13 protein-coding genes are annotated in these 11,099 nt (G+C 63.8%); 7 read left to right on the top strand and 6 right to left on the bottom strand.

The features are described 5' to 3' along the window. Nucleotides 1-113 precede the first annotated feature (113 nt). A complete protein-coding gene (locus tag HWE04_RS15020; RefSeq protein ID WP_241812877.1) occupies nt 114-320 on the top strand; it encodes a heavy-metal-associated domain-containing protein in 207 nt (68 codons plus the stop codon). Between the two features lie 31 nt (nt 321-351). Here the strand turns inward: HWE04_RS15020 and HWE04_RS15015 are convergent, their stop codons facing one another. The 3 genes from HWE04_RS15015 to HWE04_RS15005 are packed head-to-tail and all read right to left on the bottom strand — an operon-like array spanning nt 352 to nt 3,061. Further along, nucleotides 352-1,521: a vWA domain-containing protein gene (locus tag HWE04_RS15015; protein ID WP_241812876.1), complete on the bottom strand. Its 1,170-nt coding sequence runs from the start codon at nt 1,519-1,521 to the stop codon at nt 352-354. A gap of 12 nt (nt 1,522-1,533) precedes the next feature. Continuing rightward, nucleotides 1,534-2,121 (bottom strand): GNAT family N-acetyltransferase, encoded by a 588-nt coding sequence (locus tag HWE04_RS15010; protein WP_102661470.1) that lies wholly within the window; start codon nt 2,119-2,121, stop codon nt 1,534-1,536. A gap of 58 nt (nt 2,122-2,179) precedes the next feature. Next, nucleotides 2,180-3,061 carry an AAA family ATPase gene (locus HWE04_RS15005; RefSeq protein ID WP_182994448.1) on the bottom strand — a complete coding sequence of 294 codons (882 nt, stop codon included), beginning with the start codon at nt 3,059-3,061 and terminating at the stop codon, nt 2,180-2,182. A gap of 237 nt (nt 3,062-3,298) precedes the next feature. On the opposite strand from HWE04_RS15005, the gene HWE04_RS15000 reads away from it, so the two are divergent. From HWE04_RS15000 to HWE04_RS14980, 5 genes are all read left to right on the top strand, one after another. Beyond that, nucleotides 3,299-5,536, top strand: coding sequence for a site-specific recombinase (locus HWE04_RS15000; RefSeq protein WP_241812875.1), 2,238 nt, complete (start codon nt 3,299-3,301; stop codon nt 5,534-5,536). A 366-nt stretch (nt 5,537-5,902) separates the two neighbouring features. Further along, on the top strand, nt 5,903-6,223 hold the full coding sequence (locus HWE04_RS14995) for a c-type cytochrome (RefSeq protein ID WP_039877055.1): 321 nt from the start codon (nt 5,903-5,905) through the stop codon (nt 6,221-6,223). A gap of 14 nt (nt 6,224-6,237) precedes the next feature. Next, entirely contained in the window at nt 6,238-6,591 is a 354-nt protein-coding gene (locus tag HWE04_RS14990; RefSeq protein WP_102661472.1) for a c-type cytochrome, read from the top strand. A gap of 81 nt (nt 6,592-6,672) precedes the next feature. Then, entirely contained in the window at nt 6,673-6,909 is a 237-nt protein-coding gene (locus HWE04_RS14985; RefSeq protein WP_006465378.1) for a hypothetical protein, read from the top strand. Then, nucleotides 6,902-7,594, top strand: a complete 693-nt coding sequence (locus HWE04_RS14980; RefSeq protein ID WP_241812874.1) for a nucleotidyl transferase AbiEii/AbiGii toxin family protein — start codon at nt 6,902-6,904, stop codon at nt 7,592-7,594. The genes HWE04_RS14985 and HWE04_RS14980 overlap by 8 nt, the downstream gene beginning before the upstream one ends. Before the next feature lie 16 nt (nt 7,595-7,610). Here HWE04_RS14980 and HWE04_RS14975 read toward each other — a convergent pair whose 3' ends face one another. Then, nucleotides 7,611-8,042, bottom strand: a complete 432-nt coding sequence (locus HWE04_RS14975) for a DUF1841 family protein (RefSeq protein WP_241812873.1) — start codon at nt 8,040-8,042, stop codon at nt 7,611-7,613. A gap of 313 nt (nt 8,043-8,355) precedes the next feature. On the opposite strand from HWE04_RS14975, the gene HWE04_RS14970 reads away from it, so the two are divergent. Further along, nucleotides 8,356-9,525: a branched-chain amino acid ABC transporter substrate-binding protein gene (locus tag HWE04_RS14970; RefSeq protein WP_446719233.1), complete on the top strand. Its 1,170-nt coding sequence runs from the start codon at nt 8,356-8,358 to the stop codon at nt 9,523-9,525. 47 nt (nt 9,526-9,572) lie between these two features. Here the strand turns inward: HWE04_RS14970 and nth are convergent, their stop codons facing one another. After that, nucleotides 9,573-10,223 carry an endonuclease III gene (gene nth / locus HWE04_RS14965; RefSeq protein WP_006465382.1) on the bottom strand — a complete coding sequence of 217 codons (651 nt, stop codon included), beginning with the start codon at nt 10,221-10,223 and terminating at the stop codon, nt 9,573-9,575. Next, nucleotides 10,220-10,972, bottom strand: a complete 753-nt coding sequence (gene rsxB / locus HWE04_RS14960; RefSeq protein WP_241812871.1) for an electron transport complex subunit RsxB — start codon at nt 10,970-10,972, stop codon at nt 10,220-10,222. The genes nth and rsxB overlap by 4 nt, the downstream gene beginning before the upstream one ends. Nucleotides 10,973-11,099 lie beyond the last annotated feature (127 nt).

Below are 11,099 nucleotides of genomic sequence, written 5' to 3'. Positions count from 1 at the left end.
ATGGTAAGGTCAAGCCCGATTTTCGCACGGATGGTGAATTCTTGCGCTTGACCTTGCCACGGTAGGAAGGTTTAAGCTTCCCTCATTGCCATCACTTCATGAAAGGAAATGCCATGAGCACCCCCGTCACCTTTACCGTCAACGACATGACCTGCAACCACTGCGCCGGTGTCATCACCAAGGCCGTCAAGGACGTGGACGCCAATGCCCGGGTCGATATCACGGTGGCCGACAAGCGCGTGGTCATCGACAGCAGCCTGCCGGCGCAGTCCTTCGCCGAGGCGATCGAGGAAGCCGGTTATACGCCGGTAGCGGCCTGAGCCTTCATTCCCTTCATTCCCTTCATTGCCTTCATTTGCTGAGCAGTCGCATCGCCCGCTCCAGCCCATCCATGGTGAGCGGGAACATGCGCTCATTCATCAGCTGGCGGATCAGCGCGATCGACTGGCGGTATTGCCATAGCCCTTCCGGCTCGGGATTCAACCAGACGAAGTGCGGGAAGGCGGCCGTGAAACGCTGCAGCCAGTCGGCGCCGGCTTCGGCATTGTTGTATTCCACCGCGCCGCCCGGCTGCACGATCTCGTAGGGGCTCATGGTGGCATCGCCCACGAAGATGAGCTTGGTGTCCGGCGTGTACTTGCGCAGCACGTCCCAGGTCGGGAAACGTTCGGCGTGGCGCCGCCGGTTGTTCTTCCACAGGTAGTCATAGACGCAGTTGTGGAAGTAGAAGAACTCCATGTTCTTGAATTCGGTACGGGCGGCCGAGAACAGCTCTTCGGTACGGGCGATGTGGTCGTCCATGGAGCCGCCGACGTCGAACAGCATCAAGACCTTGATCTTGTTCTTGCGCTCGGGCTGCATGCGGATATCGAGATAGCCGGCATTGCTGGCGGTGGCGCGGATGGTGTCGTCCAGCGCCAGTTCTTCATCCAGCCCCTCGCGGGCAAAGCGGCGCAGGCGGCGCAGCGCCACCTTGATATTGCGCGTACCCAGTTCGCGCTCGCCGTCGTAATCCTGGTATTGGCGTTCTTCCCACACCTTCACCGCGCTGCGCTGGCCCCCCTTGCCACCGATGCGGATGCCTTCCGGGTTGAAACCGCCATGGCCGAAGGGGGAGACGCCACCGGTGCCGATCCACTTGCTGCCGCCTTCATGGCGTTCCTTCTGTTCTTCCAGCAATTGCTTCAGGCGATCCATCAGCTTGTCGTAGCCGAACTTCTCGATGGCGGCCTTCTGTTCCGGGGTCAGGTCGCGCTGCAGTTGCTTGACCAGCCATTCCAGCGGGATGTCGGGCCGCTTCTCGAAGATCGTTTCCACGCCCTTGAAGTACGTCCCGAAGGCGCGGTCGAACTTGTCGAAGTGGGCTTCGTCCTTGACCAGCGTCAGCCGCGCCAGATAGTAGAACTCGTCCAGGGAAGGATGGATCACCTGGCGGTCCATGGCTTCCAGCAGGGTCAGGAATTCCTTGATCGAGGCCGGCACCCCGGCCTGCTTCACGGTATAGAAGAAATCGATGAGCACGGGCAGGCGGGCTCAGCGCCCCAGCTTGAACTGCAGATGGCGGCGCACCGTCGGCCATTCCGATTCGATGATGGAAAACACCACCGTATCGCGATAGGACCCGTCGGGCATGCGCTGGTGATTGCGCAGGATGCCATCCTGCTTGGCGCCCAGGCGGGCAATGGCCGCGCGCGATTGCTGGTTCATCCAGTGGGTGCGGAACTCGACGGCGATGCAGTGCATGTCCTCGAAGGCATGGGTCAGCATCATCAGCTTGCACTCGGTATTGATGCCGGTGCGCTGGGCACTGGCGGCATACCAGGTCGAGCCGATCTCCACACGCCGGTGGGCGACGTCGGCGTTCATGTAGGTGGTCATGCCGCACAGGGCGCCGGTGTCGTTGCGGCGGATCACGAAGGGCAGCATGCTGCCTTGCTGCTGCAGATGCAGGCGTCTTTCGATTTCGGCGCGCATGGTCTCCGGCTTGGGGATGGCGGTGTACCAGAGCTTCCACAGCTTGCCGTCCGAGACCGCCGCGATGAGTGCATCGTGATGCTCGGGATGCAGTGGCTCGACGGTGGCGAACTGGCCCTTCAAGGTGATCGGCGAGAGAAATTGCATGACGGCTCCTGGGGCGGGTAGGGCGTGCTCAGCAGTGGTTCAGCGGTGGTTCAGCGCTTCAGCGATTGGTACGGGACATGAACACCAGCCTTTCGAACAGGTGCACATCCTGCTCGTTCTTGAGCAGGGCGCCGTGCAGCGGCGGCACCACGGCTTTATTGTCCGGGTTGTGCAGGGCCTCGGGCGGGATGTCCTCGGCCATGAGCAGCTTGAGCCAGTCGATCAGCTCCGAGGTCGACGGCTTCTTCTTGATGCCGGGCACGTCCCGCACCTGGTAGAAGGCTTCCAGCGCCTGCGCCAGCAGTTCACGTTTGATGTGCGGGAAGTGCACATCGACGATGCTCTGCATGGTCGCCTTGTCGGGGAACTTGATGTAGTGGAAGAAGCAGCGGCGCAGGAAGGCGTCCGGCAATTCCTTCTCGTTGTTGGAGGTGATCACCACCAGCGGCCGGTGCCGCGCCTTCACCAGCTCACGCGTCTCGTAGACGTAGAACTCCATGCGGTCGATTTCGCGCAGCAGGTCATTGGGGAATTCGATGTCGGCCTTGTCGATCTCGTCGATCAGCAACACCACCGGCTCTTCCGAGGTGAAGGCTTGCCACAGGACACCTTTGACGATGTAGTTGTGAATATCCTTTACGCGCTCGTCGCCCAGTTGCGAATCCCGCAGACGCGATACCGCGTCATATTCATACAGGCCCTGCTGGGCTTTCGTGGTCGATTTGATGTGCCACTGCAGCAGCGGCCGGCCGAGCGCGGCCGCCACTTCCTCGGCCAGCATGGTCTTGCCGGTGCCGGGCTCGCCCTTGATCAGCAGGGGCCGTTGCAGGGTGAGGGCGGCATTGACGGCCAGCTTGAGGTCGTCGGTGGCGACGTAGTGCTCGCTGCCGTTGAAGCGCGCGGATTGAGGCGCGGGGGAAGATGCGGAATGATCTGGCATGGATGCGGTCCTTGTCAGGTTGCTGGAGGCAAAGCGTAGGGTGTCTGCGTGTCTGTGTATCTGGCAAATGCGGCGGTGCAGCGGCAGTGCAAAGGCGGCGCCACCTGTTTCTTCGTGTTTCTCCGAGTATAAGGGAAAACCCATGCCATCCCGAGTGGGCTTGAATTTGGTGAAATCATTCATATATAGCTGGTCACGCATGCAACAAAATGGAAGCGCCCACGGCGCTCACTGCCCATGAAATTCCTGTTCTTCAAGATGCTGGTGGTGTGGAGACGAATGCGCCACGGCATGCAGGCGCGTTACATGGACCGGCAGGATGTCGGCCGCCAGCTGGAGGTGTTGATGCGACGCATCGATGCCGCTGCGAGCTGGCATGAACGCGCCAACTGGATGATCGACGTGGCCGAGTGGCTGCGCCATCGCCCGGCGGTATCGCTGCTGGACCGCCAGAGCTGGCACAAGGTGCGGCGTCAGCGGCTGGCGATCATGCTGGACTGGCTGGACCAGCACCGCGACGTGCGGCGCGAGGTCCAGAAGGCGCTGCAAAAGACCCTGCGCGAAGCCACCGGCCCCGAACTCTTTTCCACCACCGGCCTGCCGCACGAGCCCGGCTTCTTCGGCGAGCTCTCGGAGCGCCTGGCGCGCCTGGTGCTGCCGCGCCATCTGTCACCGACCGACCTGTCCTCGCTGTTTACGGCCATGTTCCCCGATCCGGAGGACGCCGCCTGGCTGGTGGAGCTGGACAATGAACTGCTGGTCCGCCTGTGGAAACTGATGGCCGACGACGGCATCTCGCACATGTACTGGCAACAGATCGAGGAGGCCATCACCTACCTCACCATGACGGTGGTGGCCGATGGCATCAGCCCGGCCTTCCGCCAGCGCCTGGAGCCCAAGATGCCGATGCGCGCCACGCCCTTCCTGGCGCTGCGGCGCGAGATGGAAACCTGGCTGCGGGCGCAGCCGGGCGATCTGGGCGCGCTGCGCAGCGTGCGCATGCTGGTGGCGGTGTGCCACGCCCAGACCGACCGCATCTATGCCCACCTGGATGAATACGGCGTCTCGGTCAGCCTGGTGTACCGGGTCGAGCGCATGCGCGCCCACCTGCAACGCATCGGGCGCCTGATCGACGTGCGCTCCGGCGTACCCGGTCCAGCCATCAGTCCGGCTGTGCCGGGTCTGGCGGCCAAGGCTGGCGCCGGCCGCATGCAGTTGCTGCTGTGCGACCTGATTTCCGCGCACCACCATCGAGATTCGGTACGCGGCCTGATGCGGCGCAGTTTCGCGCTGCTGGCACGCAAGATGGTGGAGCGTAATGCCGATCACCGCGAGCAGGCCATCGCCCGCGACGGTGCCGGCTATCGCAAGGTGATGCGGGCCGGTCTGATCGGCGGTGCCGTGATCGCCGGGACCGCCCTGGTCAAGACGAGCCTGTCGTCCCTGGGCGTGGGCCACTTCGTCGATGGCGCACTGGCTTCGCTGAACTACGCAGCCAGCTTCCTGCTGATCGCCGCTCTGGGCGGCGTGCTGGCCACGCGCCAGCCGGCCGTGACCGCACCGGCCCTGGCCTCGCGCATGGGGGAGCTGGACGGGCAGGGCATGCGCGACCTGATCGCGGAGTCGGGCCAGCTGTTGCGCTCGCAATCGGCCGGCATCTTCGGCAACCTGCTGGCGGTGGTGCCGGTCACGGCCGCGCTGTGCGCCCTGGGCTGGTTTGCGCTGGGTGGCAAGTCCATGCCGGTGGAGACGGCGCGCCAGACCCTGGCCAGCCTGTCACTGGTCGGCCCCACGCCGCTGTATGCCGCCCTGACCGGGATACTGCTGTGGCTGGCCAGCCTGGCCGCCGGCTTTGCCGACAACTGGTTCGCCCTGCGCCGGGTGCGCGAGGTGGTGTCCAACCATCGTCGCCTGGTGCATGGCCTGGGGGCCATGCGCGCCCAGCGCTGTGCCGCCTGGCTGGAGCGCAACGTGGCCACCATCGCCGGCAGCCTGGCGCTGGCCGTGCTGCTGGGCATGGCGCCGGTGGTGGCGGCCTTCTTCAGCCTGCCGCTGGATATTCGCCATGTCAGCCTGGCGGCCGGGGCGCTGACGGCCGCCGCCTTCAGCCTGGGCTGGGAATCCCTGATGACGCCGGCCTTCTGGCTGGCCGCCGGGGGTGTGGCCATCACCGCCCTGCTGTCGGTGGCGGTGGCCTTCGCCTGCGCCCTGGCGCTGGCCCTGCGCTCGCGTGACCTGCCGCGCCGTGCGCGCAACGTGGCCATGCGGGCAGTGTTGCGCCGTTTCGTCGTCCGGCCGTGGTATTTCATTCTCCCCGAGCGTTCACATGCCGCGCTGCAAGATGAAGCCGAAGACGAGCAGGATGACGATGACGACGAGGGAGACGATGCCGGTGCAGCCGATGGGAAGTGGCACCAGGCTTCACTTGTTCAATCAGATGATCTGCATCATCAGGCCAGTCGTCATGTCGCCTGAAGCTGACATCAGCCACATTCCATATCCCTGATATTGCAGCGCATATAACACCCCATCCGCCCGCCAGGCCGCAGCGGGCGGGCTGTTCCGCCTGATCGGCCGGTGCTGCGGGCAGGGATGACGCTGCCGGTTTTATTGGTTAGAATCAAAAGCGTTTTTTGCGCAAGGCAGGGGGAGTGGAGAGACAAGCTTGAGCCAAAACACCGGTTGAGCCATAGCAGAACAGCCAAACCTGCAAGACCAGCACAATCTAACAAGTACGATAAAGTTTGCCGCTGGTAGCAAAAGATGCGTTTCGTCGGGTGTCCGTTGCGCAGCCGTTACGTGCGGGACGGATGGCAAGTCCAATCATCTTAGCCAGCTCACATGAAAAAACACCTCGTGTTTCTTGCCCTGACCGGCATGCTCGGCAGTGCGTCTGCGGCGGACATCGTCGGCAATGCCAAGGCCGCTGAAAACAAAGTCTCCATGTGCATCGGTTGCCATGGCATCCCCGGCTACAAAGCCAGTTTCCCCGAGGTCTATCAGGTACCGATGCTGGGCGGCCAGTCTGCCAAGTACATCGAGAACGCGCTGCGGGCCTACCAGAAGGGAGAGCGCAAGCATCCCTCCATGATGGGCATTTCGGCCAGCCTGTCGGACCAGGACATTGCCGACCTGGCCGCCTACTATTCGCAGCAGAAGTGAAGGGGAGCCACGAGATGAACAACAAGCTGATCGCTCCGGCGCTGCTGGCGGCTGCCACGCTGCTGTCGCAGGCCGCCACCGCGGCCGATATCGCCAACGGCCGCGCGCTGATGGAAAAGTACAATTGCGCCTCCTGCCACGGCAAGGACTACACCTCACCCACCGACCCCGCCTATCCCAAGCTGGCCGGCCAGCACGAGGACTACATCAAGCACGCGCTGACTGCCTACCGGCGCGGCGACAGCGCCATGAACGGCCGCAACAACGCCATCATGTCGCCGCTGGCCAAGCCGCTGTCGGACCGGGATATCGCCGATATCGCGGCCTTCCTGCACAGCCTGCCGGGGACGCTGGTGTTGCGCAAATAACCGAGGCATCTTGGCGCACAGGCAGGCCGGGCCAGGCTGGTGCCCGGTCGATGGACCTGCTGGTTTGATAAGGAATAGTTCATGATGCATAATCGATTCATGAACTTCGCCGCCGAACTCGTCGTCATCGGGGACTTCCCCCAGCTCCGTCTGATCGCTTGGAATCGTGATCCTCGCGATGCGATCACCGGTGCGGAAGCGTTCGACCTTTACGAACGCAACTGGAGGTTCGTCGACCAGGACGCCATGCCCCCTGCGGAGCGGGCCATGCTGGATCGCCTGATCCACCAGTACGGTCACGGCGTCCTGCATGTTTAAGCGAGCGCATCATCGCCGCATCGCCGGTTTGCTCGCAGCGCTGGATGGTGATTTCCTGCTCAGCTGTGGGTGTTTCTTCGGTGGTGGAACGGCCATTGTCCTGGCGCTGGACGAATATCGCGAATCCCTGGATGTCGACTTTCTCTGCAGTTCTCAGGAAGGCTACCGCGCCTTGCGCAATACCATTACCAACGCTTCCCTGGGACAGATGGCGCGTACGCCGCTTGAGCTGATGCGCGAGGTGCGCGCTGATCGCTATGGCATCCGTACCTTCATCCGGATCGACGATGTGCCGGTGAAATTCGAAGTCGTCAGCGAGGGGCGCATCCATGTCGCGGGAGCAATGCATCCGCAATGGGGCATCCCCGTGCTGGCGCCGGAAGACATGTATGCCGAGAAGTTGCTCGCCAATGCCGACCGCTGGGGTGACAAGTCGGTCGCCAGCCGTGATGCCATTGATCTGGCCATGATGATCGCCCACTGGGGAGCGGTGCCGCAGAGCGCCTGGGACAAGGCCCGGCTGGCCTACGGCCAGAGCGTTGACGTGGCTTATGACAAGGCAGTCGGACTGGTCAGCGATCCGGCTTATCTGGCACTTTGCCTGCAGAAGATGCACATGGACCCGGAACTCAAGGAGCGCATTCCGGCCCTGCTGCGCAGTTCGTCGCCGGATTCACTTTCATGACCGTGGCTGCAGGGAATCACCCCTGGGCGCGCCGCTTGATATTCTCGATATAGGCGGCGCCGTCCGGGGGCAGGCCATTGCGCTGGGCGTTCCAGATCATCTCGCCCAGGGCTTCCATGATCTCGTGATGGGCCTCGTGCTCCGAGCCACGGCGCTGCGCCAGCAACTGGAAGGCGTTGCGGATGCCGGGCGGCTGGTCGATGGAGATCTGCTCCGTGATCGACAGGTGCATCGACAGGTGCAGGAAGGGATTGCTCTGGCCCTGCTCGACCGAGTAATCGGCGGCGATGGCAGCCTCGACGTCGCGCAGGCCGTCGTGATATTCCGGATGCTGCATGATCCAGTCGCGGGCGATGGCTTCCAGCGGCGTGAGGATTTCATGGCCCTGGTGCTTGCGATAGGCTTCGCAGAAGAAGCGGCGGACATCGTGCTGGGACGGCGTGAACATGGCGGTGCGCAATTCGGTGACAAAGCGCTATTTTACGCTGGTCTGCCGGGGCTTTCAGGCGGCCCCGGCAGAGCGGCCCCGCAGCGGCCGCAGATGAAGTACTATTCTTTCCACACAACAAGCATCTGAATAATCCATCCAAAGACCAACCTGGCCGCATCGCCGCGTGGCGATGACAGGGGGCGTGAGGCCGGGCAGAGAGAAGGGATAGTGCATGCGTTTTGTTGGAAGCCTGATGGGACCTCCCCGCCACGGGATGTCCTGGCTGCGGCGCGGGTCGGCTGTCTTGCTGACATGGGCCGCCGTGGCCGCGATGGCGGTGACTGCGGTGAATGCATTGAGCACGCCGGCCTGGGCAGCGCCTGCCAAGCGGGACGTGCCAGCGGTGACTGATGAGGCCGATAGCGCGGACGATACCCTGGCCATCGGTTTTGCCGGTCCGCTGAGCGGGGCCTCCATGGCCGTGGGCCGCAGCATGCAGAACGGTGCGCAACTGGCGGTAGACGAAGCCAACCAGCGCGGCCTGCGCATTGGCGGCAAATCCTATCGGCTCAAGCTGGTTTCCCAGGATGACCGGGCTGATCCCGGTACGGCGGAATACGTGGCCCGCTATCTGGTGGGGCAGCGTGTCATCGGCGTGGTCGGTCACTGGACCAGCGGTACCAGCCTGGTGGCCGCGCCCGTCTATCATGCGGCCGGCGTGATCCAGGTCACCCCTTCGGCGATGAGCCGCAAGCTGACTTCCCTGTCTTATCCGCGCATCTTCCGCACCATTCCCAACAATGAAAGCGTGGGGCGGCTGGCGGCCGATTATGCGATCGCCAGGCTGGGTGTCAAAACCGTGGTGACCATCGACGACCGTACCCCCTTCGGTCAGGGCCTGGCCGAGCAGTTTGCCCGCCAGGCAGAGGCGCAGGGCGCGAGGGTGCTGGGCCGCTATTCGGTCAGCGACAAGACCTCGGACTTCAATGCTCCATTGATGGAGGCGCGCAAGCAGGCGCCCGACCTGATCTTCTTCGGCGGTCTGGACTGGCAGGCCGGCATCCTGGCCAAATCCATCCGCCGGCTCAAGCTGGAGGCCCGATTGATGGCCTCTGCCGGCACCGTCGGCTTGCCCTTCCTGATGCGTGCCGGCGTCGATGCCAATGGCGCGCTGGTGCTGGAGCCGGGTCCGCCGCAGGACAAGATGCCGGGCTGGAAGGGCTTCCGCCAGCGCTATAGCCAGAGTTTCGATTCCAATATCGACCTCTACGCCGTGTTCGCCTATGAGGCGGCACAGGCCATCATCCAGGGCGTCCGCCAGGCCGGCAGCAGTGACCCGGAGCTGGTGGCCCGGGCCATGCATCGTCTGCGCTTCGAGGGTGTCAGCGGAACGGTAGCGTTCAATGAGGAGGGGGATCTGCTCAACCCCACCTTTACCATGTATGAAGTGAAGGATCAGCGCTGGGTGCCGGTGGAGCGCTTCAGCGGACTGCCGCGCTGAAGCGGCCGCGTCGGATCGGCCAGTCGCCAGTCCAGAGCTTCAGAGCCTCATACGCCCTTGGCCGGAAGTGGCGTCTTCTGCTTGAATTCACACAGGTCGGCGATGATGCAGTTCCAGCACTGGGGCTTGCGCGCAATGCAGGTATAGCGGCCGTGCAGGATCAGCCAGTGGTGCGCATCCTGGCGGAATTCCGGGGCGACGAACTTGATGAGCTTGCGTTCGACCTCGTCCACATCCTTGCCCGGGGCGAGGCCGGTGCGGTTGGAGACGCGGAAGATATGCGTATCCACCGCAATGGTGGGATGGCCGAAGGCCGTGTTCAGGACCACGTTGGCGGTCTTGCGGCCGACTCCCGGCAGGGCCTCCAGCGCCTCGCGCGATTCCGGCACCTCGCCGCCATGCTGTTCGATCAGAATGCGGCAGGTCTCGATGACGTTCTTGGCCTTGGTGCGATACAGGCCAATGGTCTGGATATAGGGCATGAGCTGGTCCACGCCCATCCTGAAGATCGCCTCGGGCGTATTGGCCACCGGATAGAGCTTGCGGGTGGCCTTGTTGACCGAGACGTCGGTGGCCTGGGCCGAAAGCAGCACGGCGATCAGCAGTTCGAACGGGGTGGTGTATTCCAGCTCGGTGGTCGGGGTGGGATTGGCCTGGCGCAGGCGTTCGAAGATCTCGCGGCGTTTGGTCGGGTTCATGCTGGCTCGCTGTCGGTCGGGTTGGTTGGCGGGGCTGGCGTGTCTTGACTGTCTTGACTGTCTTGACTGTCTTGCGCCGCCTGCAGCTTCTTTTGCCGCGCACGTTCCATCGCGGCCTGGATGATGGCCTTCTTGCGGGCCAGTTCGGCCTGCTCTTCGGGCGTGCCGGCGGCAGCGGCTTCCACTTCCTTCAATTTGGCGGCGGCCTTGGCGGCCAGGCGGGCATCGTTTTCCAGCTTGTCGCGACGCAGACGCGTCGTGCGCCAGTCGTGACGGGCACGGGCCTCGTCGGCCTGCTGCTGGCTCCAGGCCTGCCAGCCGGTGCGGCCGGGCGTGACCTCCACCATGCTGATGCAGTCCACCGGGCAAGGCGCCACGCACAGGTCGCACCCGGTGCACAGGGCATCGATCACGGTATGCATCTGCTTGGCCGCGCCGGCAATGGCATCCACCGGGCAGGCCTGGATGCACAGGGTGCAGCCGATACAGACCAGTTCATCGATCACGGCCAGGCGACGCGGTTGTTCGCTGCCATGGACGGGATTGAGCGGAATCACCGGCCGGCCCAGCAACTGCGCCAGTCGCGCCACCCCTTCGGCACCACCGGGCGGGCACTGGTTGTGCTCGGCACGGCCTGTGGCGATGGCTTCGGCATAGGGGCGGCAGGCGGGATAGCCGCACTTGGTGCACTGGGTCTGCGGCAGCAGGTCTTCGATACGGTCGGCCAGCGAGGTCGACGAAGTGGACAAAGCGGACGAGAGGGGGGCGGATGGCGGCACGTCGGTCGGGCAGTTCTGCAGAATAAGGGCGCTATTATCCGGCCAAACCGCGCCGAAGTCATGCCGCCAGCGCAAAGCAGAACGGCGCCGCGTTTTC

It is taken from the genome of Herbaspirillum sp. C7C2 (assembly GCF_022627865.1).
GTDB classification, from domain to species: domain Bacteria; phylum Pseudomonadota; class Gammaproteobacteria; order Burkholderiales; family Burkholderiaceae_D; genus Herbaspirillum; species Herbaspirillum frisingense.
This window is presented reverse-complemented; position numbering and strand designations above follow the sequence as displayed.